The organism is Denitrobacterium detoxificans (genome assembly GCF_015062615.1).
Classification (GTDB): Bacteria; Actinomycetota; Coriobacteriia; order Coriobacteriales; family Eggerthellaceae; genus Denitrobacterium; species Denitrobacterium detoxificans_A.
In genome coordinates this window covers 88882-104959 of sequence record NZ_SUUH01000004.1, presented here as the reverse complement: position 1 = coordinate 104959, position 16078 = coordinate 88882, and the positions used below count along the sequence as shown (strand labels likewise).

General features: G+C 54.8%; 11 protein-coding genes and 1 tRNA gene. 2 read left to right on the top strand and 10 right to left on the bottom strand.

The genetic code is table 11. The annotated features are described in order from the left end of the window. Positions 1-54: 54 nt before the first annotated feature. The 6 genes from E7002_RS06530 to E7002_RS06505 form a co-directional block, all read right to left on the bottom strand. Positions 55-552 (bottom strand): hypothetical protein, encoded by a 498-nt coding sequence (locus E7002_RS06530; protein WP_303728052.1) that lies wholly within the window; start codon positions 550-552, stop codon positions 55-57. A 387-nt stretch (positions 553-939) separates the two neighbouring features. Next, a tRNA-Gly gene (locus E7002_RS06525) sits at positions 940-1014 on the bottom strand. A gap of 144 nt (positions 1015-1158) precedes the next feature. Further along, positions 1159-1308: a DUF5679 domain-containing protein gene (locus E7002_RS06520; protein ID WP_169815824.1), complete on the bottom strand. Its 150-nt coding sequence runs from the start codon at positions 1306-1308 to the stop codon at positions 1159-1161. A gap of 145 nt (positions 1309-1453) precedes the next feature. Further along, positions 1454-4669 carry a hypothetical protein gene (locus E7002_RS06515; RefSeq protein ID WP_303728051.1) on the bottom strand — a complete coding sequence of 1072 codons (3216 nt, stop codon included), beginning with the start codon at positions 4667-4669 and terminating at the stop codon, positions 1454-1456. Between the two features lie 69 nt (positions 4670-4738). Beyond that, the gene (locus tag E7002_RS06510; RefSeq protein ID WP_303728050.1) at positions 4739-5806 is read right to left on the bottom strand and encodes a hypothetical protein; all 1068 of its coding nucleotides are present in this window, start codon (positions 5804-5806) and stop codon (positions 4739-4741) included. A gap of 3 nt (positions 5807-5809) precedes the next feature. Further along, complete coding sequence (locus tag E7002_RS06505) at positions 5810-8827, bottom strand: helicase C-terminal domain-containing protein (protein WP_369692496.1); 3018 nt, start codon at positions 8825-8827, stop codon at positions 5810-5812. An 82-nt stretch (positions 8828-8909) separates the two neighbouring features. Between E7002_RS06505 and E7002_RS06500 the strand changes: the two genes are divergently transcribed. Then, positions 8910-9560, top strand: coding sequence for a hypothetical protein (locus E7002_RS06500; RefSeq protein WP_303728047.1), 651 nt, complete (start codon positions 8910-8912; stop codon positions 9558-9560). A gap of 95 nt (positions 9561-9655) precedes the next feature. On the opposite strand, the gene E7002_RS06495 is transcribed toward E7002_RS06500, so the two are convergent. Next, a complete protein-coding gene (locus E7002_RS06495) occupies positions 9656-10594 on the bottom strand; it encodes a D-alanine--D-alanine ligase (RefSeq protein ID WP_303728046.1) in 939 nt (312 codons plus the stop codon). Between the two features lie 117 nt (positions 10595-10711). Between E7002_RS06495 and rlmN the strand changes: the two genes are divergently transcribed. Then, entirely contained in the window at positions 10712-11758 is a 1047-nt protein-coding gene (gene rlmN / locus E7002_RS06490) for a 23S rRNA (adenine(2503)-C(2))-methyltransferase RlmN (RefSeq protein WP_303728045.1), read from the top strand. 74 nt (positions 11759-11832) lie between these two features. Here rlmN and E7002_RS06485 read toward each other — a convergent pair whose 3' ends face one another. The 3 genes from E7002_RS06485 to rsmG all read right to left on the bottom strand — a co-directional run bounded on the left by E7002_RS06485 (position 11833) and on the right by rsmG (position 16020). Further along, on the bottom strand, positions 11833-13050 hold the full coding sequence (locus tag E7002_RS06485; RefSeq protein ID WP_303728044.1) for a ParB/RepB/Spo0J family partition protein: 1218 nt from the start codon (positions 13048-13050) through the stop codon (positions 11833-11835). Further along, positions 13043-14023, bottom strand: coding sequence for a ParA family protein (locus E7002_RS06480; RefSeq protein ID WP_338030600.1), 981 nt, complete (start codon positions 14021-14023; stop codon positions 13043-13045). Before E7002_RS06480 ends, E7002_RS06485 begins: the two co-directional genes overlap by 8 nt. Before the next feature lie 1328 nt (positions 14024-15351). Then, entirely contained in the window at positions 15352-16020 is a 669-nt protein-coding gene (gene rsmG, locus E7002_RS06475; protein ID WP_303728043.1) for a 16S rRNA (guanine(527)-N(7))-methyltransferase RsmG, read from the bottom strand. Positions 16021-16078 lie beyond the last annotated feature (58 nt).

Here is a 16078-nt window from a genome sequence, read left to right as displayed (position 1 = left end):
TCTTCGCGCGCCGCCACGCTCCCGCACCCCTTGCGCTTTGAGTGTATAAACCGTTTACATGATTGCGTAGTTGGTCACGTTTAAATCGAAAGTCCCCTCATTGGTATACGTAATGATCACAGCAGACCCATCCGATATGTCCGCCCTGTTCCAAGCGTTATAGCTATACATATCTGAAGCTTTTGTCTCGTTAGCCTCATACGTATAGCCCGCCTGCTTTATCTCATCCACGTATGCCGAAACTTCGCTTTCAGACACATTTTTCCAACTGGCTTGTACAGAATAATCACTTGTAGACAACGACTCCATTGCTACAGAGAAGTGAGGAACTGGGAACCCTTCCGTTACTGCATTCTGGGGCCATTCATCCGCAGCAAACAAGGAAGAACCCGAAGACGAGGTGTCAGTTCCTTTGTTGTCTTCTGGTGTAGCGATAACATCCTCCTTCTGCTGGCTATCTGACTGAACCGAATTAGATGATCCCGAAACGCATCCAATCGCAGCTACAGACAACGCGAGCGTAAATAAAACCGATAGTACCCTCTTAATCATTTCGTCCCCTTTGATGAACTCCCTTTTACTATCATTTAGAAGTATAAACCGATTTCAGCACAGCCTACTTACCCAGCTTGCCGCAGGCTCGAACCCCGTCACCCACGGCAAGCGAACGCAAGCGTCTGCCTTCGCCGCGACCCTTTACGACAAGCGCCTGGTCGGGGTTGCCAATTAGTGCACTGTGAACACCAGTTATTTAGTTGCTTGGCTCAGCCAAGCAACCGTTAAATGCATGAACGAACGCAGCGCACGAACGATGTTGTTTGCTCCGTTCAGGAGCAAACAACAAGTGAGCAGCGTAGTGGGTGCACGAATTGGCAACCCCGACCAGGCGCCGGGACAAAAGAAAAGCGTCCACCCGAAGGCAGACGCTTACGTTCGATATGGAGCGGGTGACGGGATTCGAACCCGCGAATGCAAGCTTGGGAAGCTTGTGCCTTACCACTTGGCGACACCCGCATGTGAAGGAATTCTAGCACAGTTGGCGCGTAACGAGCGGGGCATTCCGCGTATCCCGCATGCAACCACGTTTTCCCAACACGCTGCCGAACGAGGGCATAACAAAAGCGGCCCGAAGGCCGCTTGAGATCGCAGAATGCGAATTTACTTGGTGGAGCCAATGCGGCAGATCGTGGTACCGCAATCGGGGCACTTGCCCTTGGTGATCGGCTTGCCGTTCTTCGTGGTGCTCTCAACCGGATCCTTCATGATCTTCTTCGCCTTGCACTTCATGCAATATGCTTCGATTGCCATGAGTAACCTCAATTCTGTGTCTACAGGCTTAACGCCTTCTCATACCTTCGCACCCCAGGGGTGCTAAAACAACGCGTGCCATTATAACCTTTATTCGGAACATCCCCTGAAATAGCGCCTATACAGCACTACTTTGGGCCTTTTTTCAGATGTTCTTTATAAAGTTCAGCACGTATTCGGCGTTTTGCTGGAGCTTATCCTCGCTGATGGTCTCCCACACATCGTCGCCCTGGCCCATGAATGCGGGCTTCTTCTCGTCCATGCCGGCGATGGTAACACCCTGCAGGCCGTTGGCCATGGCAACGGATGCCGCGCTTTCGCGCCAGTCGATGGCCGTTTCGGCAATCTTCATGCCGGAAGCCTGGTTGGCGGAACGAGCGCAGTGCTTCATGCGGGAAGAGGCCTTCTTCGTGCGGACCTCGCCTTCGGAAAGAACCATGGACAGCTTGCCGGCGCCCAGAGCCTCGACGTTCACGATGACGGAACCGCGCAGGTCCTTCTCGTGCGCCTGGATAAAGGCCTTCATGCCGCCGTTGCCACTATACTCGGAGCCAAGCGCAACGAACCACACTTCAACGTTCAAGCCGTCGTCCTGCAACTCGTAGATCTCCTGCATTTCCTCCGACTGCGTGGGAATGCGGCCGGAATCACCCGACATGGCCGCGGCCAAGCCGGCAACTTCGGAAAACTCCGCGGAAAGCGGCTGGGCGCGGAAACGCGGACGCTCTTCTACCGCATCCTCTTCCTCGCCTGCGCCACGAGAGCCAAGGTGTTCGGCTGCCGCGCGCGCACGGGAGAAAGCGCCACCATTCCAGCGCTGCGTGGTGCCGGGGTTGTCGCCGTATTCTTCCTCATCGTAGTAGTCATCGTAAGCGTAATCGTCGTAGCCATCATGTGCGGCCTGCTGAGCACGCTCGTAGTCGCTCCCCTCCTGGAAGCTTTCCCAGCTACCGCGGGCAGCGCCCACCTCGGTGGGATTGAAATTCTCGTCGACGCCAATCCATTCGGAAGCGCTCGGAGCAACCTCGTGGCGCTTCTTCTTGCCGAAGAGCCTACCGAAGAAGCCCTTCTTGGAAGGCATCTCCATGTAGCCAGGGCCAGCCCACGCACCCGTAGCGGTGGCGTCAGAATCGTACGCAGAATCATCGACGTCGTCGATGTAGAGCTCATTCGGGTCGACATCGGCAACCAGTTCGTCGCCTACCGGGTTGAATGCGCTGGTAGCGCCCGAAGCGGCGAAGGAACCCGCAACGCTCACCGTAGAATGGCGCTCTTCTTCGGGTTCGGGCTTCACAGCGGAAATGGTGCCACTAAGGGAAGGCAGCGTATTACGAAGGGCGGCGCGCTTGTTGTCGGCCATATCGGCATCGCCACCCAAGTCGATACGCGGGATACGCGCAGAAAGCTCGGGGTTACCGCTGGTGCGAACAGGGGCCTCGGTTGCATCGGCCAAGGGCGCATGCTGCTTCAGCTCGTCCAGAGAGGGCAGCGCGGGAGCGTCGGTGGGAAGAACCTCCGGCAGCGTAACGCGCGGCGTGACGGCCTCCTGATGCACGCTGGGACGACGGCGAACCGGTGCCTGCTCGGCACCCTTCGGCTCGGGAATCTGAGAGAAGTCGACGAGCTCCTCGTTCTGCGTCTCGTCATACACGACGCGATCGTTCGAAACGCGCTCGGCATGCTGGATATCGCGAGAGGGACGCGCCTGAAGACGCGCTACGCGCGGATCGGAGTCATCATTCTGGGCAACCTGGGCACGCAGGCTCGACACGTCAATGGGCTCCATAGCAGTAGTGGAACCGGAATCCGCCTCGTCGCGGCGCACCACAGGCTGCACGGTTTCAGCCTGGGCAGCACCATCGATCTGCTCCACAACGGCAGCGGTCTCTTCTTCGCGCAGGGCTTCCTGCGAAGCAAGCTCTTCCTGTTCAGCCTGCTCATGAGCACGCTGACGCGCAGCAAGACGCGCTTCGGCACGGGCACGCAAGTCGGCACGAGCACGAGCAGCGCGTTCGCGCGTGGCCTCGGCATCGCTTTCCTCGCCCTGGGCAGGCGCGGCAACTTCCACGATGCTGGAAGCGGCACGAAGAGCATCGCGCGATTCGGCTTCCTGATGGATGACCTTGTTGGCCTCCTCAAAATGAACGCTGCTCTCCTTCACGGCGGCGTCGAGCGCATCGGCATAGCGAGAACGGCGAATCGGCTTACCCTTGCGATCGGAGCTCTTCGCCTTTGCCTGGGCAGACTTGAACCAATCGGGAATGTTGTCTTCCTTGGGCTGCTCGGCCTCTTCCTGGCCCTCGGCATCTTCAGCCGGAGCTTCTTCCTCGCTCTGAACAGGCGCGGGAGCTGCGGGCAGGGGCGCTTCGCCCGTGAAGATGGCCTTGGTTTCCTCGCGCATGAGGGCAACGTCATCTTCGGTGAGCTGGTCTTCCGCAACGTAGCCCACCTGCGCAAGCTCGTCGGCAATGTCGTGCGTGGCAACCTGAACGGGACGCATGGCACCCGTCGCCTGGTCGGCAATGGCGTTATCGCCCAGCTCGTACGAAACGGTGGCACCTTCGGGGATGACGCCCGCCTCGCGAGCGGCTTCCTCACCTTCAATCTGAACGCCAGCTGCGCTCTCTTCGCCCTGGTCGACCTCACGACCGAAGTTGGCGATGCGCGCAATCTCGATAAGGGCGGCTACGCCAGCGGCATTGTTGTTGGCCGCTTCGTTGTAGGTAGCCGTGCGGTGAATAACGAACAGCGCAAGCTGAATAGCTGCGCAAATGGACGCGATGGCAATGAGGACGCCGAAGAATACACCAGCCGCAGGGGCAAGAATGCGAATGACCCACAGCACGGGCAGAGCTGCAAGGCCCACCCACGATGCTTTCTGGGCCAGCGGGAACACGCCCATAAGACCGCTGGAAAGCTCGGCACGCATCTTGTCGCTATCGTAGTTGGCAACCAGAATGACCTTGCGACGACGACCGCGAGCATTCTGCGTTTCGGGCTTATAGCGTGCGATGACGTTTTGGCTTACGCCGCGGTTCATCACGCGAGAAAGAACCGGAATGTTGAACACCTCCAGCGCAAAGAGCGCCAGGCATAGAACCGACACAATGAGGGCGGGAACGCGTACCGCGTTGATGAAGACACCCAGGATGCTCACGACGGCAGCAAGGCCGAAGAAGATAGCGTTCAACAGCCCAGGCTGCGAGCAGCACGAGAATTCCTCGATGGAAGCACGAAGCCCAGCGCCCTTTTCGAAGCGCTCGGCAATGTATTCCGCAGCTTGGTGTTCTTCTTCAGTTCCCGCAGGTCGAGGACCTATTTCCTGAGATAGATACGCTATATCGTCCAACATCTGAGACATGTATGCGCCTTCCGATCATGTAAACACAATGCCCAAATGGGCATATTTATAGTAAGTATACGCTATGTATCAGGCATTCCTCAAATAATCGCGCAAGTACGCATCGGCTTGCGCGGCAGTGGAACGCGCCTGTTCGTAATCGCTCCACAATTGCTGAGTGTCCTGGTTATACGCATCGATGATGGGCTGCGAGGGACTGCTGGGGAACGTCTCCGCAATGCGCGATGCGGCATTGGTGTACGTGTTCGCCGAGTCGTTATGGTTCTCAGCCGTCGATTTATCCTGAAGCAAGATAGCCTCATCGCTTTCCACGGCTTCCTGTTCTGCGGAAAGAGCAGTATTCGCGTAATTCAGATAAGCCTGCAGGTCAGCCGAAGGCACGAGCTTCGATGCGGCGGAAATGGACAGCAGCGCCTGCTGGTAATAGTCGATGGCTTCCTTGCTCAGCGCCATCGAAGCGGTCACGTTCTCTTCCGTGGTGTCTTTCACCAGTTCAGCAGCGGCAACCGACTTCTCGTGTCCCATTTTCAGGGCTTCCCAAGCCTCGTTCATGTCATCGATGGCCTCTTCAGCGGAAACGGCAGCATCAAGCAGGTCGCTTCCCGCCCGCACGAGCGTCTTGCGCGCCTGGGCGGATTCCTGCGCGCGCGTGGCCATTTCCACGCCACCGGAGTTATCATCGCCGTTCAGCACTTCGGTTGCCTTGTTCGTTGCGCGGTCAAGCAGGGAATTCGAGGAAGGAAGCTTTTCGAGCAGGTCCTTCATCTGGGAAACGACGTCATCGTTGACTTCCTGCCCCAGCAGCTGGTCCATAGCCACGATGTCCTCGTCGGACTGCTGAATGTAACCAATGGCCTCGCCCACGCTCGAGCGCATCTTCTCCTCTTGCTGCGCCAGCGTGCGCATATAGCTCACGAACAGGATGGCAACCACGGCAATGGCGGCAAACGCCATGAACCACTGCACGCCTCGAAGCGCCACGCGCTTCTTCTTCCTGCGCGCTACCTCTTCCTGCGCGGCAACGGCATCGCCGCGTGCATCCAGGACGCTAAACGAGAGTTCGTTCGACGTACCACGCGTAAAGCGCTTAATGTGAATCGATTCGCCCGCGTGGCGACTCTTCCCCAGTTTCTTCAATGGCTAGTTCCCCATAGCGAGCTCTTCACAGATCTCGCGCATCGTTAACTGCTTTACGGTATGGCTGGGCATCGACTTCAGGAACACCTTGCCATACCCCTTCGTGATTAGGCGCTTGTCGGCCAGGATAAGATTGCCGCGGTCGTCGGCGCTGCGAATGAGCCTGCCCGCTGCCTGCTTCGTTTCCATAACGGCTGCCGGCAAAACGTAGTGCGACCACGCCTTGGGATCAACCTGCCCACGAGCGCACGAAAGCGGGTCGGTGGGCTTGGAAAACGGAAGCTTGGGGATGACCACGGCCTTGAGCGTGGCACCGGGGGCATCAAAGCCCTCCCAGAAGCTCTTCAATGCAAAGAGTGACAGGTGCTCGTCGGCGATGAAGTCATCGCGCAGTCCCTTCACCGACACGCCCCACTTCTGACATACAACGCGCAGGTCGTCGGCCTTCAGAGCGTCATTCACCACGTCGTAGCTCTTTTCCATTTCCCGGCGATTCGTGAACAACGTAAGGGTGGAACCCTGCTGGGCGCGGTGAATATCGATGAGGAATCGCGTGAGCGCATCCAGATAGTGCGGGTCGTTCGGCTCGGGAATATCGCTCGCCACGTAGACGGTCATATGGCCGTCGAAATCGTAGCTGGAAGGTAGCTGCTCGGTGCGCGTCTTCGAAAACTCCGACGCGTTGAAACCCAACGAAGCGCCGAAGTTGTCGAACGAGTCGGCGATGGTCATGGTCGCCGACGTGAACACCACGCTGTGCGTGCGTGCATACAGCGTTTCGTTCATGTAGTCGCCCACGTTCATCATGAGCGCCTCCAGGCTCTCGGAACCATGAGCCCGGTAATTCTTCCCCTTATGCTTCAGCAGATGAGCGGCATACGCGTAGGCATCGGACCCCTGGAACAGAATGAGCTCGCAGGAATTCACGATTTCCTTCAGCTTCAATGCCAGGGAGGCAATGTCGCGCTGAACGGCAGCTGCAGAACGCACGTCCTCCATAATGCCCACCATCTGCTGGCAGGCGCGGATGAGCTTTTCTGACGATTCGCACATGGTGCGACCTAGGGAGACAAGATTCTGGAAAACGCTGCTAGCGCGGATATCATCGTTGAGCCACAGGTCGACGAAGTCGTAGCCCTTCGACTGCTTCTGGGGCTCAAAGTACAGCAGGTCCTTCACGTGCAGGCAGAATTCCTCGGCGGTTTGCGCGTACAGCATTCCCGCACGCTTCGCCTTGCCACTTAACGCGAACACGAGCGTGTCGCCGTCGCTCAGGCCACTCCCCCGCGCTTCCTCACGTTCCTGATCGGTAAGCAGCGTGTTCATCTGCTCGGCCGAAGCATCGACCGCACCCGTAAGGCGTCGCTCCGCCCGCAGGAACACGTTACGCGATACGTCTTCGGAGCTGACGCGCGAAATAATCGTGCGAATCTCCTCGACATCGATCTTGCAGCTGAACGCACGACGAGCTTCGGCTTCCGCGCCATGGGCCTCATCGACGACCCAATAGCGAATTGCCGGCAAAAGACCGCCTTCCGCAGCAACATCGCAGAAGAGCAGCGTTTGATTCGTGACCACGATATCGGATGCCTCGGCCTTCATGCGCGCGCCATGCACGAAGCACTTGGTGCCGAAGAACGGGCACTTGCGACGCAGGCAATCGTGAGACGTGGTGGTGATTTCCCAGCGCGGCAAAGCGCGATAGTCGATCTTCAGGCCATCGATATCGTCGTATTCCGATTGCTCGATAAACGACAACAGCCCGGCAAGGGCAGCCGCCTGGCATATTTCGCCATCGGATACGGTGCGCATGCGCGGACCCGCGCTGGCAATCTGCTCGATCTTGCGCATGCAGGGGTAATGGGAAAAGCCCTTGAGCGCGCTATACGTTACGCCGCCGCACGCTTCGGAAAGCAGCGGCAACTCGTGGTTCACCAACTGGTCGAGCAGCGCATTGGTCTTCGTCGCCACGCCCACAGTGATGTTGTTCTTCTTGGCGGCCAGCACCGACGGCACAAGGTACGCCATGGACTTGCCTACGCCCGTACCGGCCTCGACGGCCAGGTTTTCGGATGCCCTGAACGCCGCGTTTACCGATTTCGACATCTGCACCTGTTCGGCACGCGCTTCGAAATCGGGATACATCGAGCCAACCACTCCACAAGGCGAGAAGGCTTCTTCGATTTCCTCGTCAGTGGCAAATTGCAACGACTTCTGCGCATCACGGGCAATGGATTCAGCGTCGGTCTTTACCGCGTATGTCTTCTTGCCCACGTTCTCCTGACGCATCTTGCGAAGGCTCAGCTTCTCGCCCGCCAGTTCCGCATCGGCGAAATACGTGAACACGCGCACCGTGGGCCAGACGCTTTCCTCGGCATAGCACGCGATTTCCTTCACGAGTTCGATAGGCATAGCCTGAATGCCTGCCAGCAAAATGCGGTAGATAGCGCACAGGGCTTCGACGTCAGCATCGGCCCTATGCGTGGATATGGGTGCATCGAACGCCTTGACCAGATCGGTTAGGCGATGAGATTTCAAACGCGGCAAAACGATACGCGCCAGGTCGAGCGAATCGATCCAGCGATTGTCGCGCAATGCATGACCGGAAGCGGGCTTCGTGCAGAAATGCCGGTCGAAATTGGCGTTATGGGCCACCAAGTCGCTGTCACCCACGAATTCCACAAGGCGCGCTACGGCCTCTTCGGGGCCAGGAGCATCTTTCACATCGTCCTGCGTGATGTTCGTAAGGTGCACGATGTCATCGGGAATTGCCTTCCCCGGGTTAACGAACGTAACGAACCAGTCTACGATTTCGCCCTTCACCATGCGGGCTGCAGCGATCTGGGTAAGCTCGTCATGACGAAACGACACGCCGGTCGTTTCGGTATCGATTACCACCACGTCATCGTCGAGCTCGCCGTAATACGACTGCGCGGCAGCTTGCTTCAGGCCGCGATACCGTTCGACAATGCGCTGGGGAGTTGCTTCGGTAATGTATGTTTCTAGAGAGTCCGTAACCATCATCCTACCTTTGAGTTCAATTCAGCCTATCATGAATCGCATATTCATTACCGCTAGCTCCCTTCCATAACGAGGAGAAAACATGGCAGCACTTCCCTATTACGGTTCCTACGCCCGCTTCCAGGCGCATAGCAAGAAGGAGGGCGCTGCGCTGTTGGGCGCAGACAACATCATCGGCGCCGTATGCGAAATCGTCTTCAATACCGACAAGAGCGGTCACACCTCCGTCGACATCTGCAACCCGTTCGGCGCGAACATCGGCAAGATTCAGGGTAAGGAAGCCGAAGACCTGCTGGTATGCAAGGCCAAGGGATGGACGATGCATGCCATTCTGGTTTGCACGTACTATTCCGAAAAGCCCGAACCGGGAAACTACTGGGGCGAAGTCGCTCTCGTGTGCTTCCCCAACGACGACAACGCCACTTCCTTCGAGGCATTCACCGTGGCGGTTGCCCACATGATCGGCGAAGGCAAGCGCGTTGAAGTCGACCTTGCCGCGAAGGGAATCGAGCAGGTCATCGAGAACAACGGCAGCTGGCTTCCCTCGGGGCGCGTTGCCAAGCTGGAGCTGGAACCCGGCACTGCCGTTATCAAGGATCACATGACGGCATCCGAATCACTCATCGAAATGTCGCGTGCACGCAACAAGGGTTGCCTGGTAGGCGGATGGCTCTTCATCATCCTGCTCGTCGTGGGTGCCTTCTTCCTCATCAAGGGGCTGTTCGGCTTCTAGCCCACCACCCACCGTTCGCAGATCAAAAAAAGAAATGAGCCTGCTTCCCATTGCGGAGGCAGGCTCTTTTGCTAGCTAATGCTTGCTGGCAGCCGCTATTCGAGCGCCAGTTCGATGAGCTTGGTACACAGCTGCGGGAAGTCCATGCCTGCAACGCGTGCGGCATCGGGAAGCAGCGACGTTGCCGTCATGCCAGGAATGGTGTTAGTTTCCAGCACCCAGCACGTGCCGTCTTCACCCAGGATGATATCGGTACGAGAAACGCCGCGGCAATTCAGCGCCTTATGGGCCGCCAAGGCAGTTTGCTGAACCTTCTGAGTAAGCTCCTCGGAAAGACGCGCAGGGCAAATGTGATCGGAACCACCAGCCGCATACTTCGATTCGAAGTCATAGAACTCGCCCAGCTGGGGAACGATTTCGATAACGGGAAGTGCCTTCGGGTTGGCATTGCCAAGCACGGCAACGGTAAGCTCGGTGCCTGACACATACGTCTCAACAACTACCTTCTTGTCCATTTCGAAGTCGGCATCGATTGCCTTCTGCAGCTCTTCTGCGCCCTCGACAATGGAAACGCCCAGTGCGCTACCCTCGGTAGCGGGCTTTACCACCACGTGATTGCCGAGCTTCTGAATGATTTCCTCTGCGCTCATTTCATTGGCAGAACGCAGCGTAACCGACTGCGGCGTCGTAATGCCGTCTTCGATGTAATGAACCTTCGCCTTGGCCTTGTCGATAGCCGTAGCACTCGACCAAACGCCAGGACCGGTATACGGCAGGTTAATGGTTTCCAGGAAGCCCTGCATCGTGCCATCTTCGCCATGCTTGCCATGCAGGCACAGGAAGGCAACATCGAACGAACCTCTAATGAGCTCAACAAGGTCCTCGGAGTTCGCTGGATCAAACTCGGTAACCGAAAAACCAGCAGCACGAAGCGCCTCGCCCGCACCTTTGCCGGACTGCAGCGAGATTTCCCTTTCGCCGCTCGTACCGCCTGCAAGCAAAGCGACCTTGATGTTCTGAGGAATGAGTTCCATATACCCTTCTTTAGACAAATTGGATTGATTGATACCTCGAAGCGCGTAGGTCTCGCGCACTCTGTAATTCGCGAAGAGTATACCAAAGCGACTTTGCCATTCCGTATAATACCCAGCATGACCACAGCAATAGAAACATGCGCCCCCAACGAATTCGAAACGCTCGTAAAGAGCCTGGGGCAACCGCGCTTTCGCGCCAAACAACTCTTCCAGTGGATTTACGGCAAAGGTGCCACGTCATACGACGAAATGACCAACCTGCCCGCCGCCATGCGCAAGCAACTCGCTGAAGAGGCTCCCCTGCAAATTCCCGAAGTCGTCGACAAACGCGTGTCGAAAGATGGCTCCCGCAAGTATTTGCTAAAGCTTGCCGACGGGAACCTGGTTGAAACTGTTGGCATCCCCTCGCGCGACGACAATGCCTCGGGTGACCCCCGTAGGCTTTCGGTCTGCTTTTCGACGCAGGTTGGCTGTTCGATGGCCTGTGCATTTTGCGCCACTGGTACCGAAGGCTTCACGCGTAATCTTCTACCTGGCGAAATGGCACAGCAGTTGCTGGCTGTAAGCCGCGATTTCGGCATGCGCATTACGAACGCCGTAGCAATGGGACAAGGCGAGCCATTTCTAAACTACGACAACGTTATCGCAGCGCTGAAAATACTGAACCATCCCGATGGTCTTGCCATTGGAGCGCGCCACATTACCGTGTCCACATGCGGCATTGTGAAGGGCATCGAAGCGTTTGGCGCAGAGCCCGAGCAGTACACACTTGCCCTCTCGCTTCATTCCGCCATTCAGTCCACCAGGGACGAGCTCATGCCCCGCTGCGCAAGCACGCCCCTTCCCAAGCTGAAGGAAGCACTCGCGAACTACTACGAGCATGCGGGAAGGCGCATCAGCCTTGAGTACTTGCTCATTGAAGGCAAGAACGACGACAGCGCTCATATCCGCGCGCTCATTGATTACTGCAATGGATTACATGTTCACGTCAATTTGCTTCCCATGAACGATGTTGAGGGTAGCCCCTTCAAGGCAACGTCAAAATCGACCTTGAAGCAATGGATGCACGAGCTCGAAGACGCTCACATTCGCGTAAGCATACGCGATTCGCGAGGAAGCGACATAGACGGCGCCTGTGGCCAACTTAAGAACAGACTGGGATAAGCACCCATTTTCAACTAAAAGACCCCCTGAGAAAGGCTCTCAGGGGGTCAATTTTTTAGGCTTGTTTCGATGATTTACAGATCATCACGCATAATCTGACTGAACAAGGACTGAAGTTCATCTTCGTCTTTGAACTCAATTTCAATCTTGTTCTTACCACGAACCGTCTTGATGCGAACGTTGGTGTGCAGGCGCTCGCGAAGACCACGTGCAGCCTTCTTGAACGAAGCAGGCGTGGGAACGCGCTTGGCGGCCTGCGGGTTGTTCTGAGCCTGACCCGCATACAGACGCGCAAGGGCTTCCGTCTCGCGCACCGAAAGCTTTTCGTCACGCAGCTTGTTGGTGAGCTTCTGACGACCTTCTTTCGTGGGAACGGAGAGAATCGCGCGAGCATGGCCCGCGGTAATCTTCTCTTCGAACAGCAGCTGCTGGGCATCTTCGGGAAGTTCCAGCAAGCGCAGTGCATTGGCGATCGTAGAACGACCCTTGGAAACGGCCTGGGCCACGTCAGACTGCGTCATGTTCTTACGTTCCATAAGACGCTTATAGCCGTAAGCCTCTTCGATGGGATTCAGGTCGGAACGCTGAATGTTCTCAATCAACGCAAGTTCCAAAGCCTTATCGTCGGCAACATCCTTGATGCGGATGGGAATATCTTTCATGCCGAGGGACTTGCAAGCCTGCCAACGACGCTCGCCGGCAATAATCTGGTAGCCGTCATTGTATTTACGCACCAAGATGGGCTGCAGAAGGCCCTCACGCTTGATAGACTGCGCCAGCTCCTCAATCTCAACCTTGTTGAAATTCGTACGCGGCTGGTCGGGATTAGGCTGAACAGAAGCGAGGGGAACTTCGATATCCCCAGTTTGCTTCTTCTCTTCAACGGGCTTACGAGGCTCGCGAACCACGACGCCCTTGATTTCAGCGTGATCGGGCTCTTCGATATACGGCTTCGGCTTGGCAACATCGCCTTCCATAATGGCCTTGTTCGTATACTCGTCGACCTTGCGACGCGGGGGTTGAGGCTTCGAAACCTGCGGATTTGCAGGGCGCTCCTTGATGGTGGCACTATGGGCTGCCTGTTCGGTTACTTCGGCAGTCAGCGTGGCCTTTACCTTATGCTCCGCAGGGGCAGGTTCGGGCTTCTTTTCAACCTTGGGCTCCGGTTTCGGCTCGGGAGCAGGTTGGGGCTTTTCCTCTTTCTTCTGAGGCTGCGTGTATCCAACCTCGCCCATGCTTTCGCCAAGCAGGGAATTTAGACCACGGCCGAGACCACGACGCTGGTTAGCCACGGGAAATCACTTCCTTTGCCATGTTTATATAAGCCTCGGCACCTTTACCCTTGGGATCATATTCGGTAATAGGCTGACCATAGCTCGGTGCCTCGGAGAGTTTAACGGTACGGGGAATCATTGTGTCGAAAACAACCTTGCCGAAGAAACGACGCACTTCGTTCGCGACTTCACGGGCAAGCGTCGTACGACCATCGTACATAGTGAGTACGACACCGAAGATATCAAGGCTCGGATTAAGCATGCCTTTGACACGTTTCATCGAATCAAGAAGTTTTGTCACACCCTCGAGTGCGTAGAACTCGCACTGAATGGGGATGAGTAGCTTATCGGACGCGACAAGAGCGTTAATCGTAAGCAAGCCCAGGGAAGGCGGGCAATCGATGAAAATGTAATCGTACTTACCACGAAGAGCACCAATGGCATTCTTCAGACGATTCTCGCGAGCCATCTCATTTACGAGCTCTACTTCCGCACCAGCAAGATTGATGGTTGCGGGAAGAAGGTCAAGACCTTCGCTCACATCGGGGACGATAGCATCCATAACGGATACGTCATCCAGCAGCACGTCGTAGACATCATGAGCAATCTGGCTCTTATCGACGCCAAGACCACTCGTTGCATTGCCCTGGGGATCCAAATCCACCAGCAAAACGGCCTTATTGAGCTCACCAAGCGCAGCAGATAGATTTACTGCCGTGGTGGACTTACCAACGCCGCCTTTCTGGTTGATGATCGCCATAATCTTCGTTTCACCGATAACATGGGTTACACGTTTTTTCTGATCCATGGTCTTAATCGGCTTCATCTCGATGACTTCCTCGGTGAATTCTTCTTCAACCGGGGCAGATTCTTCGATTTCCGCCGGTTCTGGTTCCTCTACTGCAGGAACATCTTCTTCATGGTCATTCTTCGGTTCTTCGACAGTATCTAGCGGCTTTTTTTCGCGCTTAAAACTATCAAATAGTCCCACGAGGACCCCCTTTCTTATCGGTTGGAACTGATTATACTCACGATTGATTGTTTCACGTGAAACTTTCCTTTTCTTTCTTTCGATACGCATAGATTTGTAGGCGTACGAGCTGGTTAATCAATTGTTTCACGTGAAACAATCCTCGAACCACGTCTAACAACCTCAATTAGAAGCAAGATAATTTGATTCTTTCATATGATGTTCCCACTTGAAAGATTTCGTACAAGTGAAATCAGTTAGTAATCAGTTTCAGTCATATCTCTATGAACCAAGCTTGACATTTCACGTAATTCATCTAAGAGGCAGTCTTGCAATACGTTTCGAAACTACGTCATGCAAGTAAAGCTGATTACTTAACAGCCATTGCATCCTTATGAGCATCGTATAGTGCTTGTATTCGTATCTCTGTTTGAGTTAATCCTCATGTACTTCAACTTGAATAGTCAAACGGGCACTTTCTTTAAACCCTCCAAGCTCATACCTGAGTCTCGATTAGATTATGGGAGGTCAAAGAGTCTTCTCAGGTTGTTTCACGTGAAACAATGCAGCTATTGAATATAAGATACCGTATTCCTTGAATCCAAGTTCTCGGTATATAAGGATTTTTACGCCTTGCCAAGGAGAATTAACTATCAGATACGAGCTAAACAAAACTCGAATCGAATCATCTATCTCTTGAAAATCATTTGAGCGTGCCAGCATAGCTGAAAGGATAGAAATCTAAGCAGAGTTCAGTAAACCATTGTTTCACGTGAAACACGACTAACAAACACTAACTGTTAAACACTTGAACCAACCGGAAGGAGAAGTCACTAATTATAGAAATGGTCCCAATATAGCCAGTATGCAAGCGCTCGTAGAATCGTTTTATTTTCTCTTCCCTAACCCACAATCCAATTCAATCCAAATAAAACAATTCTGTAGACCAAATTTTCGCATCATAACCTAAAGAAATAGTACCTAATGTTTCACGTGAAACATTAGGTACTAACACACTATCTCACGGTTTATATCAAAGAAACCGAAGGCTAAGCTTCAATAGTGCGCGTCTAAGATAAACAAAAGCTCAGCAGGCGACCCAGTTGTCCTTCGGGGCACTGTAAAAACCATTAACCCGCGCTTCACTTGAGGTTCCACTGGCGAAGGAGGAAGCGATAGCTTCCGACAATCGTCGGTGGAACCTCAAGCAGCGCTTGTAAAAGCATGAACCAGCGAGCGCACGAGCAAAGATAATGACCCATTAAGGGGTCATTATCGAGCGAGCAGCAGAGCGGGTGCCCCGAAGGACAACTGGGTCGCCTGCGACGATTGGATTAACCCGCTGACGACTAAGCGAGAGGCTTCTTCTGAGCCAAACCTACGCGACGAGGCAAGGAAATCTTTGGCTTAGCAGCTTTTTCGAATACAAGGACACTACGAGACGTCTCATTATCGGAAAGCGTAAACTCTCTTACCGAGACAAATTTCATTCCCACCTTATTCTGAATGGTGAGCGCGCGATCAAGTTCTTCCTGGTAGGTACCCGATTTATAGCTAATAAGGCATCCACCCATCTTAAGCAATGGGCTTGCAAGTTCAAGAAGTATTGGAAGTGCCGCAAGAGCACGTGCGGTAACTACGGAATATTGCCCTTTTCGCTCCTTCCCCAAATCTTCGATACGCCCATGCCACGTAGAGATCCGATCGGAAAGACCCAGCTGTTCAATAATCAAATCAAGCTGAGCGGTCTTCTTACCTACGGAATCAATTAGATCGAAGGGACGACCAGTAGCAATAGAGAGGGGGATGCCAGGAAACCCACCACCGGTACCAATATCAGCAGCTTTCCCTTCAGGAGCCAGTAAAACTTCAGGAACAGCTGCAAGAGAGTCTTCGATGTGAAGCAACCTACCAGACTCAGGAGAAACGATTCGCGTGAGGTTGGTTATCTTATTCGCCTCAATCACGAGTTCAAGATGCTTCTCAAAAAGCGAATTCTGTTCAGTAGTGAATTCCATTGCTCCCCTTATCGAAATACATTGCTTGTATTCTGCCATAACGTCATGAAAATGCGAT